This window comes from Aliiroseovarius crassostreae (genome assembly GCF_025137635.1).
GTDB classification, from domain to species: Bacteria; Pseudomonadota; Alphaproteobacteria; order Rhodobacterales; family Rhodobacteraceae; genus Aliiroseovarius; species Aliiroseovarius crassostreae.
Genome location: NZ_CP080772.1, coordinates 394,065 through 410,706, shown reverse-complemented (window position 1 = coordinate 410,706; position 16,642 = coordinate 394,065). Strand labels below are relative to the sequence as shown.

The following is a 16,642-nucleotide window of genomic DNA, read 5'->3' as shown; positions in this document are numbered from 1 at the left end:
CCCCATGCGTCTGATGCCTTTCCTCTTTACCGCGTTCACGCTCGCCACATCGCCACTCTGGGCCGAGGACACCACGGATATCACCGAGCTGCGCAATGATGTCTGTTCGCATTGCCATGGCGCAGAAGGAGAGGCGTCGAGCCGGATGTATCCGCGCCTCGCCGCGCAGAACCGCGACTATATCGAGAAACAGCTGCGCAATTTCCGCGACGGCACGCGGGAAAGCGACATCATGAACGGCATGGCCGAAAACCTGTCGGATGCGCAGATCACGGCACTGGCGCAATATTACGCGGCCCAGCCTCCGCTCAAACACCGGGTGCGCTCGTCGAAACAGGCGCTGGAAGCGGTCGGATACTACATCTATCACGAGGGCAATGAGTATACCAAAATCCCGCCCTGCGCCGATTGCCACGGGGAATTTGCAGCAGGCGATGCCTCCCTGCCGCGGCTGGCCGGCCAGCACCGTCATTACGTGGTGGAACAGCTGATGGCGTTTGAGGATCGGTCGCGCACCAATGACAGTGCGATCATGCATTCGGTGGCCAAGAACCTGACCGAGCTGGAGATCAACGCCGTCGCGCTTTATGTAAGCGGGCTGGTCGAGGAGTGATCCGCCGCCGCGGCGTTTTCGCGGCGCATTTGGTCGAAAAACGGATTGCCTGCGGAGCGCGGGCTTCCTACAACTGACCCGCCGGGGAGGCCCCGGCACACATCATTTTCAGGTGCTGCTGATGCGGCCGACCGCGCAAGGGGTTGGCGACTGAGGCGGAGAATCGGGAAGGCAGTGCAAACCTGCCACGTGCCCAACGCTGTAAAGGGGACTGGCCGCAACGATCCACTGGAGCTCGCTCTGGGAAGGACGCGGTCGGGAGGAACCTGAGTCAGAAGACCGGCCTGAAAATCATACTGCGCCGTGTGGACAACGGGGCAAGGACATCCATCAAGGGGAATGATATGGATATGGCCAACCCACAAACATCTTTTGACAATTGTTTTGACACGGCAGAGCGCGAGGCGCTTTACAAGACCATCTTTACCCGGCGCGATGTGCGCGGACAGTTCCGGCCCGACCCGATCCCGGATGACGTGCTGACCCGCGTGCTGATGGCCGCGCATTACGCGCCCTCGGTGGGGTTCATGCAGCCCTGGAATTTTGTCGTGATCCGAGAGGACGACACCAAGCGCAAGGTCCATGATCTGTTCGAAACCGCCCATGGGGAAGCGGCAGAGATGTTCGAAGGCGCCAACCGCGACACCTATCGCCGGCTGAAACTGGAAGGGATCCTGGAAAGCCCCGTCAATATCTGCATCACCTGCGACAAGGATCGCGCGGGGCCCGTGGTGATCGGGCGCACCCATGAACCGGTCATGGATGTCTATAGCAGCGTCTGCGCGGTGCAGAACCTGTGGCTGGCCGCACGCGCCGAAGGGCTGGGGCTTGGCTGGGTCAGTATTCTGGACCACACCCGCCTGCGAGAGGTGCTCCATATTCCCGACCGCGTGGTCCCCGTGGCCTATCTGTGCCTTGGCTATGTGTCACATTTCTTTGACCGGCCCGAGCTGCAATCCGCGGGCTGGCGTCCGCGTCTGCCGCTGGAGGAGCTGGTGAATTTCGAGCGTTTCGGGCAAGGGTCGGAAGACCCCGACGCGGTCGCGCTTCTGGAGCAGATCAGGCAGACCCAGCACAGGCTTGAAGACGGCGGGTATTCAGGCGATTTCGCACAGGCCACCTGTGACGCTGCACCAGAAACCTGACGCTTCGGCTTTGCCCGGAATGCACGCAACCTGTTGAAGTGGCTGTTTTTTGGCGCCACTTCATGCCTCAGATCAACTGCGCACCGCCGGAAGGGATATCCGTATTTCGGGCGCTAGGAGCCTCTTTGTGCTTCTGGTTTCCCCAAACACTTTGTTGGTTCGGATCTGCCCTGCTACCCAACAAAAAACCCCGACCAATGGCCGGGGTTTTCATCTTTGATCCGAGGCGGCTTAGAGCTGCGCCAGCACCTCATCCGAGGCTTCGAAATTGGTGGTGACACGCTGCACGTCATCATCATCTTCAAGCGCGTCCACCAGCTTCATCAGCTTCTGCATGCTCTCCAGATCCAGCTCGGTGGTGATGTTCGGCTGCCAGATCAGCTTGGTCGATTCCGTCTCGCCCAGCGCGGCTTCCAGCGCGGTGGCCACTTCGTTCAGGTCGGTATCGGCGCAGGTGATGCGGTGGTTTTCCTCATCGCTTTCGCAATCCTCGGCCCCGGCTTCAATCGCCGCTTCCATCACGGTGTCGGCATCCCCCACCGAGGCGGGATAGATCACTTCGCCCTTGCGGTCGAACATGAAACCGACAGAGCCGGTTTCGCCCAGATTGCCGCCGTTTTTCGAAAAGGTCGAGCGCACGGTCGACGCGGTGCGGTTCTTGTTGTCGGTCATCGCCTCGACAATCACCGCCACACCGTTGGGCCCATAGCCTTCATAGCGGATTTCGTCGTAATTCTCGGCCTCGCCACCGATCGCCTTCTTGATCGCGCGGTCGATCACATCCTTCGGCACCGATTGCGACTTGGCTTCTTTCACCGCCATGCGCAGGCGCGGGTTCTTGTCCGGGTCCGGGTCGCCCATCTTGGCGGCCACGGTGATTTCCTTGGCAAGCTTGGAAAAGAGTTTCGAGCGGGCGGCGTCCTGGCGACCTTTGCGGTGTTGGATGTTTGCCCATTTTGAGTGGCCAGCCATGGCGACCTCCGTAATTCATGCATGTCCGTATCAGTTGACGCGTTCATTACCCCATGCGGTGGCCGGGGGGCAAGGGGGGCATGGCCCGCCCGAAGATTTGCCTCTGGACTATGCTTTGCGCGCGCGGGCCTGACGGCGCTTTGCGGTCATCCGCAACCCATCGCGAATATTCAGCCCCATCAGGGTCAGGTTGACCCCGCCGGCCAGCAGTTCGATCCCCTGCACCACATAGAACACCAGGTCAAACTCATCTGATTGTGCCTTGTGATCAAGGAAGAAGGCGGCGGGCAACAGCACCCCCAGCCCGGCCAGCGCAATGACCGGCATCCGTTTCTTTTTCGCTGCAATAATCGGCCCCTTGCGTGTCTTGCCCAGGGCCATGCCGGTGGCCCCCACGGTGGCCACCGCGGGGATCAGCACAACCAGCCCATAAAGCACCAGCCGCTTGACCATGGTGATGGTCTCATGGCCGGCAAACAGCTCGGTGATCAGGGTTGAGGACCAGAAGGTCAGGATGGAGAGGAAGGCAATGGTGCCTGCGGCGGCGTGCAGTTTCGGTGTCATGTAAGATCCCTTTTCTTGTGGCGCGATTCTTTTACATAGCTTGCTATATAATATTGCATAGCAGGCTATGTAAAGCTAAAACCCCCCTATGCGTTTTCAAAAAGACATCTCTGCCGGGTATCTGGCCAATCATCTGGCGCGCCTGTTTGCCAAGGCGCTGCAACACAGGATCCGCGATCTGGGGCTGAGCGTGGGCCAGTTTCCGATCCTTCTGGAACTGTGGGCACAGGACGGCCAAAGCCAGAAAGAGCTGGTGCAGAAGCTGGATCTGGAACAGGCCACCGTGGCCAACACATTGAACCGGATGGAACGCGACGGGTTGCTGCGACGGATGAAAGACCCCAGCGACGGGCGTGCGCAACGGATCTGGCTGACCGATCAGGCCAAGGCACTGCGGGACCCGGCCTATGCGGCGGCCAATGCGGTCAATGAACAGGCGCTCTCGGGCCTGTCCGAAGACGAGCAGGCGCAGTTTCTGGCGCTGACCCAGCGCGTTGTCACCCGGCTGCGTGGCACGTCCGAAACGCTTTAGGCCCGCTCATCCTTGGGGGAGCCCATCACCACATGGGTGACGATCTGCTGCACCTGTGGCAGCGTGCCCAGTTTTTCGGTGTGGAAGAGCTTGTAGCTCGCAAGATCCTCGGTCTCGACCCTGAGCAGATATTCCACTGTGCCGGTGATATTGTGGCACTCGCGCACCTCGTCATACCGGGTCATGGCCCGTTCAAACGCATCCTGTGCTGCCTTGGTATGGGTGTTCAGCCCCACGGTCACATAGGCGGCGAAGCCGTGGCCCATCGCCACCGGGTCCAGCACGGCGCGATAGCCCTTGATCACCCCTGCCCGTTCCAGCTCCTGCACCCGGCGCAGGCAGGCAGAGGGCGACAGGCCCACGCGATCGGCAAGCTCGGTATTGGGCAGGCGCCCGTCGCGGGATAGTTCGCGCAATATTTTGCGGTTGATCTGGTCAAAACTCGTCATTGATTGTGAAGATAGCGGCAGAATGCACAATTTTGCAATTCCAAAGCGCCTGAATTGCCCAACACTTGAGAGGACAACAGGATGCCCACGGGATGCTTCCATGACACTTGACCTCTTCACCGCCTTCCTCGCCTTTGCCTTCGTGTCCTCGATCACGCCGGGGCCGAACAACCTGATGCTGATGTCCTCCGGGGCGAATTTCGGCTTTCACCGCACCATCCCGCATATGCTGGGGATTGGCATCGGTTTCACCGTGATGATTGTGCTGGTGGGCGCGGGGCTGATGCAGGTGTTTGACGCGGTTCCGGTGAGCTACACGGTGCTGAAGGGTCTGTCGGTCGCCTATCTTCTGTGGCTTGCCTGGAAAATCGCGCGTGCCGGCGCGCCAGGTAAGGGACAGGGAGCGGGACAGGCGGGCGCCACCCCGATGACATTTCTGCAGGCCGCGGCCTTTCAGTGGGTCAATCCCAAGGCCTGGGCGATGGCGCTGACCGCGATTTCAGCCTATGCGCCGGATCGGACCTTGCAGGCGGTGCTGGTGGTGGCGCTGATTTTCGGCGCGGTGAACCTCCCCTCCGTGTCGGTCTGGACCCTGCTCGGCCAGCAGATCCGCCGCGTCCTGACCAACCCGGCCCGGCTTACCGCCTTCAACGTGACCATGGCCGCCCTTCTGGTGGCGTCGCTTTATCCGGTGCTGTTTGGCTAACCTGCCGACCCGACGCGCATTTTCCCCGTGGTCAGAACTTCCCCCCGAGGTCAATGCACAGTATCCCTAAAGCATGACCACAGATCAGATCATTCTCTTTTCGCTTTTCGCCGCCGTCTTTGCCCTGCTGTTATGGGGCCGGTTCCGCTATGACCTTGTTGCCTTCACCGCCCTGATGCTGGGGGTGGTGCTGGGGGTGGTGCCCACCAAAGATGCCTTTTCCGGCTTTGGCCACCCAGCCACGCTGGTGGTGGCGCTGGTGCTTGTGGTTTCGGCCGGGCTGGTGCGCTCGGGCGCTGTGTTCCTGATCACCCGCACGCTGGTGGATGCAAGCCGCTCGCTGGGCGCGCATATCACGCTGATGGGCGCGGTTGGCGGGGTGCTGTCGGCGTTCATGAACAACGTAGCGGCCCTTGCGCTGTTGATGCCCGTGGACATGCAGACGGCGCGAAAAGCGGGGCGCGCGCCAGGCCTGTCTTTGATGCCTTTGTCCTTTGCCACGATCCTTGGCGGCATGGTCACGCTGATCGGCACTCCACCAAATATCATCATCGCGTCCATTCGTGGCGATGCCATGGGTGAGCCGTTTCACATGTTCGACTTTGCCCCGGTGGGGGGCGTGACCGCGCTGGCCGGGCTGATCTTCGTGGCACTTGTCGGCTGGCGCCTGATCCCGCAACCCGACAGCAGCGAGGCCGCCCGCGATCCGATGGCGGACGCCGGGAACTATGTCGCGGAACTGACCGTGCCGGAAGACAGCAAACATATCGGCAAACGCCTGAAAGAGCTGCTGGAGGCGGCCGAGAAAAACGATGTCGCCATCCTTGGCCTGGTGCGGGACGGCAAGCGCCGCTATGGCACCCAACGCAACACGATGCTGGCGGCGGGGGATGCGCTGGTGCTTGAGGCCCGCCCCGAGGCGCTCGATGAATTTCGCACCGCCCTTGGCCTGGCCTTCGCCGAAGAGGCGCGGCAAGAGAAGCTGACCGCCGAAGGGGCGGGGCTTTCGAAAATCGAAGTCGTAGTGCCGGAAACCGCCCGCATTGCCAGGAAAACCGCTCAGGCCATCGGGCTGGGCTGGCGGCGCAGCACGGTCTTGATGGGAATTTCGCGTGCGGGCAAACAGATCACCAAACAGGTGCGCAAGACCGAGATCATGCCGGGCGACATCCTGCTCCTGCTTGTGCCCGCAGGCAAAGAGGCGGATGTGATCGAATGGCTGGGCTGCCTGCCGCTGGCGGAACGTGGCCTGACCGTGACGCAGGATGAAAAGGTCTGGTGGGCCATTGGCCTGTTTGCGGGCGCGGTTGCAGCGGCAAGCTTCGGGCTGGTTTACCTGCCGGTGGCGCTCGGGCTGGTGGTGATTGGCTATGTGCTGATGAAAATCCTGCCCCTCGCCGACATCTATGACCATATCGAATGGCCCGTCGTCGTGTTGCTTGGATCCATGATCCCACTGGGGGCTGCGCTGGAAACATCCGGCGGGACCGAGCTGATCGCCGGAACATTGGTGGGGATCACGCAGGGCCTGCCCGCCTGGGCGGTATTGACCGTTTTGATGGTTGTGACCATGACGCTTTCGGATGTGCTGAACAATACAGCCACCACAATTGTCGCCGCACCTGTCGGCATCCAAATGGCAGACGCCCTGGGCAAGAACCCCGACCCGTTCCTGATGGCCGTGGCCGTGGCCGCAAGCTGCGCCTTCCTCACCCCGATTGGCCATAAAAACAACACACTGATCCTTGGACCCGGAGGGTATCGTTTCGGCGATTACTGGCGCATGGGCCTGCCGCTGGAACTTCTGGTGGTGGCGGTTTCGATCCCTGCAATCCTGCTCTTCTGGCCGCTCTGATCACCACACACTCCCGCGCCCTTACGCCCTTGCGGGCGACAGGCTTGGGCGTGGCCTCGCTGCGCTCGGTTCATTCCTACCTGCGCCGCTGCGCGCCGTGCTGGGGCTTTGCCCCCGAGCCTGCGGCTCTCCCCCGAAGCGTTTCGACGTTCACCTGAGACAGGGAAAATCCGAAACGCCGTAAGAGCTATCAATGGCGTGGGCGTTTCGGAATAAACATGTGCCGCAAGTTTATCCCGAAACGCTTTTGGATATTTTCGGCAAGAGGAAGATGGCAGGTGGCAGGTGCTCTTTTCCTCTTGCCGAAAATATCCCGGGGTGAGCGAGCTTGTCTCGCGAGGGGCAGCGCCCCTGTCAGGCTCACAACGTGAGCCACCGGTCGCGGCGGCGGAGCAACGCGGAGGCGCCCCTGCGGCGCACTTGCCCTGCGCTTCAGTTCAAAAGCGGATCACGCCTTCATCGGTGACAATCATATCGAGCGGCTGGTCCGTCGGTTCGAGCGGCAGGTTTTCAGCCTCTTGTGCTGCATAGGCATAGCCGATCGCAAGCGTCGGACGTTTGGCGCGCAGCCCTTCCAGGGTGCGGTCATAAAATCCGCCGCCATAGCCGAGGCGCCCACCGTTTCGATCGAAGGCCACGAGGGGGACAATCACCACTTCCGGCTCAAAGAACTCAAGCGTGGCGGGCACCTGCGCCCCGAAGGGGCCTTCGACCAGATCACTGTCCGGGCGCCACTTGGCAAATTTCAGAGGCTGGCCCGCAGCCTCGATATAGGGCACGCCAAGGGTGGACCAGGCCGCGAGGGCGGCCATGGCGGGCAGCGGGTTGATCTCGGTCCGGATCGGCATATAGCCGGAGATGGGTTTGCCTTTATGGGCGGTCAGCTCGCCAATCAGATGTGCCACCCCCAGGGCCGAACGCGCCTCGTTATGGGCGGTTTTACGGCGGGCAAAGGCCGCTTTGCGGGCTGCGGCTTTCAAGTCGGTCAAATTGGTCATGGCAGTCTCAGAATCAGGGTCGCGTTACAGAAGCACCACGGCTGCGAGGCCAAGGAAAGCGAAGAAGCCAACCACATCGGTGACGGTTGTCACGAACGCACCCGAGGCCAGCGCCGGGTCGATATCGAGCCGTTCCAGCGTCACCGGGATCATAACGCCCGCCAGCCCGGCCACCACAAGGTTCACGACCATCGCAATACCGATGACGACACCAAGCATTGGTGTGCCAAACCACAGCACCCCGACGACCCCCATCACGACCGCAAATATCACCCCGTTGACCAGCCCCACAATCGCCTCGCGCCGGATCACCCGCCAGACGTTGCTGGTGGTCAGGTCCTTGGTGGCCAGCGCGCGCACCGCAACCGTCAGCGATTGCGTCCCCGCATTGCCCCCCATCGAGGCCACAATCGGCATCAGGACGGCGAGCGCCACGAATTGCGCAATCACCTTGTCGAACTGGGCAATCACCAGCGATGCCAGGATCGAGGTCACCAGGTTCACCGCCAGCCAGGGAAAGCGCCGTTTGGTGGTGTCGATCACCCGGTCGGAAAGCGAGCTTTCCTCGCCCACACCGGCCAGTCGCAGGATGTCTTCTTCGTGCTCTTCATCAAGAATTGCCATGGCGTCATCGATGGTGATCACACCGACCAGACGGTCATCTTCATCCACGACGGGCGCGGAAATCAGATGGTACTGGTTGAACGCATAGGCCACGTCCCCTTCGTCCTGCAGCACGGGAATGGTGCGGAAACTCTCTTCTGTGATCTCGGTCATCGCGGTGGCGCGCGGGCTGCCCATCAGGCGGCCAAGGGTCACGTAACCGGTGGGGCGCATGCGCGGATCCACCAGGATCACGTGGTAAAACTGTTCCGGCAGGTCATCCTGATTGCGCAGGAAATCAATGGTTTGCCCGACATTCCAATGTTCGGGCGCCACCACCAGCTCGCGCTGCATCAGACGACCAGCGGATTCCTCGGGATAGGAGAGAGACTGCTCCACCACCACCCGGTCGTCATCATCCAGCGCCTCAAGCGCGGCTTCGGTATGTGGCTCATCAAGGTCTTCGATCAGGTCGACGACATCATCGGTTTCCAGTTCGCGCACCGCCTCGGCAAAGACCTCGGGCGCCATGTAGGAGATAATGTCTTCGCGCAGGCCCTCATCCAGTTCGGACAGAACCTCGCCATCAAATTCGCTGCCATACAGGCGCACGAAATCCTCGCGGTCATCCGAGGAAAGCTGCTCCATGAGGTCAGCGATGTCAGCAGGGTGCAGGGGCGCCAGCGCCATGGCAAGCGCGGCCGCATTGTCCGCCTGCAGCGCGTCCTTGACCGAACCAAACACGCCGCGATTGATCTCATAATCCCCGTCTTCGGGCTGCACATCATCTGTGATCTGATCGTCCAGCATCTGCGGCCCTCCTGCTTGCGCGTTCGGCCCGACCATAGGGCAAGGGACCAGGCAAGTGAACCGGACAAAGACGTTGCGATGTTAAATTTCCATGCGTAGGCTGGCGGGTGCAAATTGTTAACAATAGGCGCCGCCATGCAACTTCTTCTGGGCCAGACCCTGACCTTTTCCGAGAACCCGTTCACCACCCGCCCGGACGAGGCCACGCGCCATCACGCCCGGGGTGGCGTGGTTATTGATGCAGGGAAAATCATCGCCGTAGGTCCCGCGGATGACATGCGCGCACAATATCCGCAGGCCCAGGTGACAGACTATGGCAACGCCCTGATTTCCCCGGGGTTTATCGACGCCCATGCGCATTACCCGCAAACCGCCATTATCGCCTCATGGGGCAAGCGCCTGATTGACTGGCTGAACAGCTATACCTTTCCCGAAGAAAGCCGTTTTGCCGACCGGCCCCACGCGCAGAGCATTGCCGAAAGCTATTTTGACCTTGTCACCGCCGCCGGCACCACCACGACGGTCAGCTATTGCACCATCCATCCCGAAAGCGTGGACGCCTATTTCAGCGCCGCTCAAAACCGCGGGTTGCGGGTGTTTGGCGGCAAGACCTGCATGGACCGCAACGCCCCTGACACGCTGACCGACACCGCCCAATCCGCCTATGAGGACAGCAAGGCGTTGCTGGAGGAATGGCACGGGGTGGATCGCCTGTCCTACGTGATCACACCGCGTTTCGCCCCCACCTCAACACCCGAACAGCTTGACGCGCTTGGCACATTGTGGCGCGAACATCCCGACCTGCTGATGCAGACCCATATCTCGGAACAGCACGAGGAAATCGCCTGGGTACAGGACCTGTTTCCCGACAGCCGCGACTATCTGGATGTGTACGAAAAATTCGGACTGGCGCGCGAAGGGGCGCTGTTTGGCCATGCCATCCACCTGACCGAACGCGAACGCGACCGGTTGCACGAGATGAAGGCCAGCCTCATTCATTGCCCCACATCAAACATGTTCATCGGGTCCGGCCTGTTCGACATGGCGGGCCTGATGGCCACCGGACAGCGGATCGGGCTGGCCACCGACACCGGCGGTGGATCAAGCTTTTCGATGCTGCGCACCATGGCGGCGGCCTATGAAGTCGGTCAACTGTCAGGCACGGCCCTGCACCCGGCGCAACTTTGGTGGCTGGCAACAGCGGGTTCGGCCCAGTCGCTTTTGATGGGGGATGTGATTGGCACACTGGCACCGGGATATGAGGCGGACCTCGCGGTGATCGACCTGTCCTCAACCCCCGCCATTGCCCAGCGGGCTGCCCGCGCCGAGGATCTGTGGCAAGCCCTGTTTCCCACCATCATGATGGGGGATGACCGGGCCGTCACCTCGGTCTGGGCCGGGGGGCGCAAACTATACTGACGGTGGAAACCGCGCTTTCAGGGGCGCTGCCCCTCGCCTCTATGAGGCTCACCCCGAGGTATTTCAGGCAAGAAAAAAGGGCGCGCGCCTGCCCTAACGCGTGTCGATATTACGCCCAAACAGCGTGATGTAGAAACGCCGCGCACCCTGTAAGGATAGTGGGCGCTTCCAGTTATTTCTGTGAACCAGCAACACCTGGAAACGCTTTATTTTCTGGTCAGAAATATCCTGGGGGAGAGCCGCAGGCTCGGGGGCAAAGCCCCCTGTCTTGCTCACCCCATCAGCGCGCGGGCCAGACGGTTTTGCGCCTCAACCAGCGCGGGCAGGTCAATTGTGCAAAGCTGGCCATCACGCACCACCTGCCGCCCTTCGACAAAAAGGTCACGCACGTTTCGCGGGCCGGCCAGCAGCAGGGCGGCGGGATCCCAACTGCCGGCGCTTTCCAGGGTGGTGAGGTCCCAGATTGCGATATCTGCCCGTTTGCCGATGGCGATCTGACCGCAATCATGCCGCCCCAGCACCTCGGCGCCACCGCGGGTGGCAAGGCGCAGCACCTCGCGCGCGGACATCTGGTCGGCCCCGCGCACCGCCCGCTGCATCAGCATCACCTGGCGCGCCTCATCCAGCAGGTTGCCCCGGTCATTGGAGGCCGACCCATCCACGCCGAGGCCAAGTTTCGCCCCCGCATCCAGCATCTGGCGCACCGGGGCAATGCCTGACCCAAGCCTGCAATTGGAACAGGGGCAATGGGCGATCCCGGTTCGGGTCCGGGCAAAGAGGTCAATCTCCTGCCCGTCCAGTTTCACGCAATGGGCGTGCCACACATCCTCTCCCACCCAGCCGAGTTCTTCTGCATATTGGCCCGGGCGGCAGCCGAACCGGGCTTTGGAATAGGCGATATCTTCGTCATTTTCCGCGAGGTGGGTATGCATCATGACCTGCTTGTCACGGGCCAGCACGGCCGCGTCCCGCATCAGTTCCCGGCTGACCGAAAAGGGCGAGCACGGCGCCACGCCAACCCGGATCATCGCGCCGTCGGACGGGTCATGGAACCGGTCGATCACGCGGATACAGTCCTTCAGGATCACATCTTCCCGTTCCACCAGCTGATCTGGGGGCAGCCCCCCGTCACTTTCACCGATCGACATTGCGCCACGGGTGGGGTGAAACCGCAGCCCCACCTCCTGTGCTGCTTCAATTGTATCATCCAGCCGGGACCCGTTGGGATAGAGGTAGAGGTGATCGGAAGAGAGCGAACAGCCCGAGAGGGCCAGCTCCGCCAGTCCGGCCGTGGCGCTGATCCGCATCTCCTCGGGACCGAATCGTGCCCAGATCGGGTAAAGTGTTTGCAGCCACCCGAACAGCAACGCATCCTGCCCGCCCGGAACCGCCCGGGTCAGGGTTTGATAGAGGTGGTGATGTGTGTTCACGAGGCCGGGCGTCACGAGGGCGTTCTCTGCCAAAACCACCTCTCCGCCGCGGCCCAGATCCTTGCCGATGTCGGTGATCACCCCCTGGCATATGCGGATATCGACCCCGGACAGTTCCCGCCCGCAGGGGCCGTTCCCATTATCCATGGTCAGGACAAGATGTGCGTTTTTGATGAGATAGTCCATGTTGCCTCCTTTTGACCCGTTTCGGTGAGACAACATGGCAGACCGCCAGAAAGGGCAAAGGACACGATCCACCAAGGGATCATGCCCGGCCAACACCCGCGGATCAAGGGGCGCAGACCCGGAGAGGGCCCGCGCAGGATTGGACGGGAGGTTCCCGTTGGTGAGTGGGCCGGGTGCCCGGCAGGCGGGGTCGCCCCAAACCGGTGGCGGCGTGGGCACGAAAACCCGGTGATCAGACTTTGATCGGGTCAGCTCCGGGTGAGGATCGCCAGCGCGGCGGCGTGGATGTCGGCATTGGCGGCGGCAATGACCTGCCCCCCCTGATGGGCCGGGCCGCCCTGCCAGTTGGTGACGACGCCCCCGGCGGCCTCGACCACCGCCAATGGCGCCTGGATGTCATAGGCCTGCAGCCCTGCCTCGACCACAAGATCCACCTGTCCGGCGGCCACCAGCGCATAGCCATAGCAATCCATACCGTATCGGGTCAGACGACATTGGCGGGCAAGGGTGTGGAACGCGGCCTCTTCGGCCTTGTCGCCCACTTCCGGGAAAGTGGTGAGGATGGTGGCCTCACTCAGGGGGCGGGCCGCGCGGGTGCGCAGGGGGCGGCGCCCCATGGGGCCATCCACCCAAGCGGTGTCTCCGCAGCCAAAAAATCGTTCTTTGATATAGGGTTGGTCGATCACGCCCAGTTTCGGACCCCTGTCATCCCCCACAGCGATCAGCACGCCCCAGGTGGGTGTCCCGGACAGGAAACCACGCGTGCCATCAATGGGATCCAGCACCCAGGTCAATCCGCTAGTGCCGGTCTGGAGGCCAAATTCCTCGCCCAGAATGGCATCCTGCGGACGCCGCTCTGCCAGCAATGCGCGCATTGCCTGCTCGGCCGCCCGGTCACCTTCTGTTACCGGGTCAAAGCCTTCATCCAACTTGTTGTCAGCGTCCAGCCCATCCGCCCGAAAATAGGGCAGGATGGCGTCACGTGCCGCATCGGCCAACGCCTCGGCGACACATGTCAGTTCTTGTTGCGTCTTGTCGGTCAGCATCGGGTCCGGCCTTCTGGCGATTGTCATTGACAGTCGCGTAACGTGGCGGGACAGTCCGCGTCAAGTTCCGAGCAAGGATCAGGCAGCGTCAGACAGGACGCGGGCCAGTTCGAACAGGCGGCGGCGCTGGTTTTCCGGGATGGAATAATAGCTGCGCACCAGTTCCAGCGCTTCTTTATCCGCGAGGATATCGCTGGGCAGGTTCTGTTCGCCTTCACTTGCAGCAGTGCCTTCCAGACCTTCGAAATAGAAGCTGATCGGCACCGAAAGCGCATTGGAAATATCCCAAAGGCGCGATGCAGAAACACGGTTCATACCTGTTTCATATTTCTGGATCTGTTGAAACTTGATACCAACTTTTTCGGCCAGTTGCTGCTGTGTCATTCCGACCATCCAGCGGCGGTGCCGAATACGCTTACCAACATGTACATCCACAGGATGTTTCATCAGCGTGCTCCTCGTTACTTTGATTGTGTATTGATCAAAAACCACACCGGGGGACACAACCACAACCTGTCTTTTTGGGTAGACAACACAACTCACGGCGCTGTTACCGAAAGGGATATGCGTCAATCGCCTTTAAAAACAGGGGAAATATGCTGATAGTTTCCAATATTGGAATGCAACCTATGCATGTTTTGCAAAATGCAAAGTTTTATTTATTTTTTCGACCTACCCAGACCTGCACAAAGGAGCAATCCCGCATTCCCGCAACAATCCGCCGTTCCCCCCTTGCCGCCGATCCGTTAGGTTGCGCCAAACAGGATAAGAGGACTCCCATGCGCGCCGTTCAGATCACCGACCATTCCGGCCACCCCCAGCTGATCGAAGCCCAGCCCCTCTCTGCGCCGGCAGACGGGCAGGTTCAGGTCGAAATCCGCGCCTGCGGGCTGAATTTTGCGGATCTGCTGATGTCACGTGGGAAATATCAGGAAAAACCTGACCTACCCACCATTCTGGGGATGGAGCCTGCCGGGATCATCACCAAGGTGGGGCCGGGTGTGACCGATCTGAAAACCGGCGACCGGGTGGCTGTTTTTTCCGGCCATGGCGGCCTGGCCGAGGTGGGAAATTTTGACGCAGGGCGCTGCGCCCCCCTGTCGGAAGGGATGAGCTTCACCGACGCCGCGGCGTTTCAAATTGCATATGGCACCAGCCACCTCGCGCTGGACTACAAGGCCCGGTTGCAACCGGGAGAGACCCTGCTGGTGCTGGGGGCCGCCGGGGGCGTTGGCCTGACCGCGGTTGAAATTGGCAAGCTGATGGGCGCCACCGTGATTGCCTGCGCGCGCGGGGCCGATAAGTTGGCGATCTGCAAAAAGGCCGGGGCAGATCACGTGATCGACAGCGAATCGCAAGACATCCGCGAGGTGGTGAAATCGCTGGGCGGGGCAGATGTGGTTTACGACGCGGTGGGCGGCGCGCAGGGCGAAGCCGCGTTTCGCGCGATGAACCCGGACGGGCGGTTCCTGTTCATCGGCTTTGCCTCGGGCGACATGCCCAACCTGAAACCCAACCATATGCTGGTGAAAAACATCACCGCGATTGGGCTTTACTGGGGCGGCTACCTGAAATTTGCGCCTGAAGTGGTGGTGGACAGCCTGAAGCAGCTCTTTCAGTGGCACGCGGAGGGCAAGCTGACACCCCATGTGGGCCAGACCTTCCCGCTGGATCAGGCGCTCGACGCGCTGGAACTTCTGCGGGCGCGCAAATCAACCGGCAAGGTTGTGGTGACGATGGGGGATGGGTGAGGCGGGTGGCCGCTTTGAGCCAGCAAGAGCGATGCTATGCGCTGCACCCTCACCGGGTAATGGCGTGCATTGCCCCGTAAAGGATAGGCGTTTTCCTTAGGTGTCAGAAAGTGTTAGCGCGTCTTTGCAACCAAACTGGGTTTTGCCTTATTGATATTGGCATGTATCGATGCCAAGGTCCGCTGCATAACACCTAGGGTTGAAATTTATGCAGAAATTTTCACATGTTTTGCTCGGGTCTTTTTCCATAATTTTGGCGTCATGCGCACCAAGCATCACCAGAGCGCCAGTAGATCTTGCGACAAACTCCAGCTTTAGCAACCAGACTCCCTTACACGTGGGACGGGTTGCCGTTTATACCTACTCAGATAACGGAGCTGCTCTTTTCCAACTGGCTGATTTGGAGGGAGTTAGCTGTGTCGCGAAGCATAAAGCTTACGAAGTTAGTTTCACTGCCCCAGCTCATTTGGACATTCCAACGTATCGTAGCGGTAACTTGCCGCCGACTGTTACGTGCACCTATAAAAATCAGACCAAAACGCAGAGCACGTGGTGTGGTACGCGGAGCGGCAAATCCTATTGTGACTATTCGGACTTCAGATTTGTATTTGATAAATGAAATGCAATCACTCATGCAATTGAAGCACTTTTTCAGCATTTCTTAGATGGCAGGCGAGACGCCTGAGCCACAAGCTCCCTCACAAATCCAAAAACGCGGTGCGAATCAGCGTGAGCAGATCGTTGGACGCCTGATCCTTGGTGCTTTCGGCCGTATACATGTTCACATTGGTGGTCTTGAGCTCGGGCAATGCGCCGCCGTGGTCGATCACCTCCAGTTGGGCCGAGGTTGTGCCCTCGATCACCGCGTGAACTGCAAGGTCGGCAGACAGGGACGCCTCGATCGTGCGGGTCGAATCGCTCTCGACCGCCATTTCCCAGGCGATCCCCACATCATCCAGCGCCTTCTGCGCGCTGGTGCGAAAGATGCAGCCATGCTGAAACGCCAACCGCAGCGGGCGCATTTTCCACGCCCCTCCACCGGGCGCCCCCACCCAGACCAGCGGCAGCGTGATCAGGGTCTCACCGCCACCATCCACCGTATCCTCGGTGGTCAGGATAATGTCGCATTCACCGCGCGCGAACATGGATTTCAACCGGCTGGTGTAAGAGGAAATCAGCTGCACCTTCATACGCGGATATTCCGCATGAAAGGCTTTCAGCACCTTGGGAATGGCCGGATAAACCACGTCTGACGGCACCCCCAGAACAATCTCGCCCTCATAGGCGTGGTCGGTGAGGCGCAAAAACACCTCGTCATTCAGGTTGAGCATCCGACGGGCATACCCCAAAAGCTGCTCGCCATCCGCGGTCAGCGCCACGCCACGCCCGGACCGATCCAGCAACCCGCGCCCCAGGCTTTCCTCAAGCCGCTTCAACTGCATCGACACGGCGGATTGCGTCAGGTTCAAAAGCCCGGCCGCCCGCGTTACCCCGCCCGCATCCGCCACGGTGGCGAAGCTGCGCAATGCGGTCATGTCCAAATTTCTCGGCACATCACTCTCC

The 16,642-nt window shown here is 60.8% G+C and carries 16 protein-coding genes and 1 riboswitch; of the genes, 7 read left to right on the top strand and 9 right to left on the bottom strand.

Features of this window, described 5'->3' with window-relative positions; genetic code table 11:
- Positions 1 to 4: 4 nt before the first annotated feature.
- Together K3J57_RS02035 and bluB are read left to right on the top strand one after the other, a co-directional pair.
- Positions 5 to 613 (top strand): c-type cytochrome, encoded by a 609-nt coding sequence (locus K3J57_RS02035; protein WP_259796867.1) that lies wholly within the window; start codon positions 5 to 7, stop codon positions 611 to 613.
- A 100-nt stretch (positions 614 to 713) separates the two neighbouring features.
- Positions 714 to 915: riboswitch (cobalamin riboswitch) on the top strand.
- A 48-nt stretch (positions 916 to 963) separates the two neighbouring features.
- Complete coding sequence (gene bluB, locus K3J57_RS02030; protein ID WP_259797718.1) at positions 964 to 1,758, top strand: 5,6-dimethylbenzimidazole synthase; 795 nt, start codon at positions 964 to 966, stop codon at positions 1,756 to 1,758.
- Positions 1,759 to 1,989: 231 nt separating this feature from the next.
- Here bluB and K3J57_RS02025 read toward each other — a convergent pair whose 3' ends face one another.
- Positions 1,990 to 2,730 (bottom strand): YebC/PmpR family DNA-binding transcriptional regulator, encoded by a 741-nt coding sequence (locus tag K3J57_RS02025; RefSeq protein ID WP_173485189.1) that lies wholly within the window; start codon positions 2,728 to 2,730, stop codon positions 1,990 to 1,992.
- Positions 2,731 to 2,838: 108 nt separating this feature from the next.
- Positions 2,839 to 3,294 (bottom strand): hypothetical protein, encoded by a 456-nt coding sequence (locus K3J57_RS02020; RefSeq protein ID WP_259793685.1) that lies wholly within the window; start codon positions 3,292 to 3,294, stop codon positions 2,839 to 2,841.
- Positions 3,295 to 3,382: 88 nt separating this feature from the next.
- Between K3J57_RS02020 and K3J57_RS02015 the strand changes: the two genes are divergently transcribed.
- Complete coding sequence (locus tag K3J57_RS02015) at positions 3,383 to 3,826, top strand: MarR family winged helix-turn-helix transcriptional regulator (protein WP_259786156.1); 444 nt, start codon at positions 3,383 to 3,385, stop codon at positions 3,824 to 3,826.
- Here K3J57_RS02015 and K3J57_RS02010 read toward each other — a convergent pair.
- Positions 3,823 to 4,275 (bottom strand): Lrp/AsnC family transcriptional regulator, encoded by a 453-nt coding sequence (locus K3J57_RS02010; RefSeq protein ID WP_259776587.1) that lies wholly within the window; start codon positions 4,273 to 4,275, stop codon positions 3,823 to 3,825. The two genes, K3J57_RS02015 and K3J57_RS02010, sit on opposite strands and share 4 nt — an antisense overlap.
- Positions 4,276 to 4,375: 100 nt before the next feature.
- Here K3J57_RS02010 and K3J57_RS02005 point away from each other — a divergent pair, with 100 nt between their 5' ends.
- On the top strand, positions 4,376 to 4,981 hold the full coding sequence (locus K3J57_RS02005) for a LysE family translocator (protein WP_259796865.1): 606 nt from the start codon (positions 4,376 to 4,378) through the stop codon (positions 4,979 to 4,981).
- 73 nt (positions 4,982 to 5,054) lie between these two features.
- Complete coding sequence (locus K3J57_RS02000; protein WP_259796863.1) at positions 5,055 to 6,836, top strand: SLC13 family permease; 1,782 nt, start codon at positions 5,055 to 5,057, stop codon at positions 6,834 to 6,836.
- Positions 6,837 to 7,273: 437 nt separating this feature from the next.
- On the opposite strand, the gene K3J57_RS01995 is transcribed toward K3J57_RS02000, so the two are convergent.
- Positions 7,274 to 7,834 (bottom strand): 5-formyltetrahydrofolate cyclo-ligase, encoded by a 561-nt coding sequence (locus K3J57_RS01995; protein WP_259793680.1) that lies wholly within the window; start codon positions 7,832 to 7,834, stop codon positions 7,274 to 7,276.
- Between the two features lie 24 nt (positions 7,835 to 7,858).
- Positions 7,859 to 9,247, bottom strand: a complete 1,389-nt coding sequence (mgtE, locus tag K3J57_RS01990; protein WP_259786153.1) for a magnesium transporter — start codon at positions 9,245 to 9,247, stop codon at positions 7,859 to 7,861.
- Between the two features lie 135 nt (positions 9,248 to 9,382).
- On the opposite strand from mgtE, the gene guaD reads away from it, so the two are divergent.
- A complete protein-coding gene (gene guaD / locus K3J57_RS01985) occupies positions 9,383 to 10,666 on the top strand; it encodes a guanine deaminase (RefSeq protein WP_259796861.1) in 1,284 nt (427 codons plus the stop codon).
- 272 nt (positions 10,667 to 10,938) lie between these two features.
- On the opposite strand, the gene K3J57_RS01980 is transcribed toward guaD, so the two are convergent.
- The 3 genes from K3J57_RS01980 to K3J57_RS01970 all read right to left on the bottom strand — a co-directional run bounded on the left by K3J57_RS01980 (position 10,939) and on the right by K3J57_RS01970 (position 13,775).
- Positions 10,939 to 12,282, bottom strand: a complete 1,344-nt coding sequence (locus K3J57_RS01980; protein WP_259793668.1) for an 8-oxoguanine deaminase — start codon at positions 12,280 to 12,282, stop codon at positions 10,939 to 10,941.
- Between the two features lie 248 nt (positions 12,283 to 12,530).
- Complete coding sequence (gene hisN, locus K3J57_RS01975) at positions 12,531 to 13,328, bottom strand: histidinol-phosphatase (protein ID WP_259797717.1); 798 nt, start codon at positions 13,326 to 13,328, stop codon at positions 12,531 to 12,533.
- A gap of 78 nt (positions 13,329 to 13,406) precedes the next feature.
- Positions 13,407 to 13,775 carry a helix-turn-helix domain-containing protein gene (locus K3J57_RS01970; RefSeq protein ID WP_055188149.1) on the bottom strand — a complete coding sequence of 123 codons (369 nt, stop codon included), beginning with the start codon at positions 13,773 to 13,775 and terminating at the stop codon, positions 13,407 to 13,409.
- Between the two features lie 332 nt (positions 13,776 to 14,107).
- On the opposite strand from K3J57_RS01970, the gene K3J57_RS01965 reads away from it, so the two are divergent.
- Complete coding sequence (locus K3J57_RS01965; protein WP_259796859.1) at positions 14,108 to 15,079, top strand: NADPH:quinone oxidoreductase family protein; 972 nt, start codon at positions 14,108 to 14,110, stop codon at positions 15,077 to 15,079.
- A gap of 698 nt (positions 15,080 to 15,777) precedes the next feature.
- Here K3J57_RS01965 and K3J57_RS01960 read toward each other — a convergent pair.
- On the bottom strand, positions 15,778 to 16,632 hold the full coding sequence (locus tag K3J57_RS01960) for a LysR family transcriptional regulator (protein WP_259786149.1): 855 nt from the start codon (positions 16,630 to 16,632) through the stop codon (positions 15,778 to 15,780).
- Positions 16,633 to 16,642: the final 10 nt, after the last annotated feature.

Bases quoted from the DNA above. Each gene is read 5' to 3' on its own strand.
- K3J57_RS02035 (WP_259796867.1), top strand. From the start codon at position 5: ATGCGTCTGATGCCTTTCCTCTTTACCGCGTTCACGCTCGCCACATCG.
- bluB (WP_259797718.1), top strand. From the start codon at position 964: ATGGCCAACCCACAAACATCTTTTGACAATTGTTTTGACACGGCAGAG.
- K3J57_RS02025 (WP_173485189.1), bottom strand. From the start codon at position 2,730: ATGGCTGGCCACTCAAAATGGGCAAACATCCAACACCGCAAAGGTCGC.
- K3J57_RS02020 (WP_259793685.1), bottom strand. From the start codon at position 3,294: ATGACACCGAAACTGCACGCCGCCGCAGGCACCATTGCCTTCCTCTCC.
- K3J57_RS02015 (WP_259786156.1), top strand. From the start codon at position 3,383: ATGCGTTTTCAAAAAGACATCTCTGCCGGGTATCTGGCCAATCATCTG.
- K3J57_RS02010 (WP_259776587.1), bottom strand. From the start codon at position 4,275: ATGACGAGTTTTGACCAGATCAACCGCAAAATATTGCGCGAACTATCC.
- K3J57_RS02005 (WP_259796865.1), top strand. From the start codon at position 4,376: ATGACACTTGACCTCTTCACCGCCTTCCTCGCCTTTGCCTTCGTGTCC.
- K3J57_RS02000 (WP_259796863.1), top strand. From the start codon at position 5,055: ATGACCACAGATCAGATCATTCTCTTTTCGCTTTTCGCCGCCGTCTTT.
- K3J57_RS01995 (WP_259793680.1), bottom strand. From the start codon at position 7,834: ATGACCAATTTGACCGACTTGAAAGCCGCAGCCCGCAAAGCGGCCTTT.
- mgtE (WP_259786153.1), bottom strand. From the start codon at position 9,247: ATGCTGGACGATCAGATCACAGATGATGTGCAGCCCGAAGACGGGGAT.
- guaD (WP_259796861.1), top strand. From the start codon at position 9,383: ATGCAACTTCTTCTGGGCCAGACCCTGACCTTTTCCGAGAACCCGTTC.
- K3J57_RS01980 (WP_259793668.1), bottom strand. From the start codon at position 12,282: ATGGACTATCTCATCAAAAACGCACATCTTGTCCTGACCATGGATAAT.
- hisN (WP_259797717.1), bottom strand. From the start codon at position 13,328: ATGCTGACCGACAAGACGCAACAAGAACTGACATGTGTCGCCGAGGCG.
- K3J57_RS01970 (WP_055188149.1), bottom strand. From the start codon at position 13,775: ATGAAACATCCTGTGGATGTACATGTTGGTAAGCGTATTCGGCACCGC.
- K3J57_RS01965 (WP_259796859.1), top strand. From the start codon at position 14,108: ATGCGCGCCGTTCAGATCACCGACCATTCCGGCCACCCCCAGCTGATC.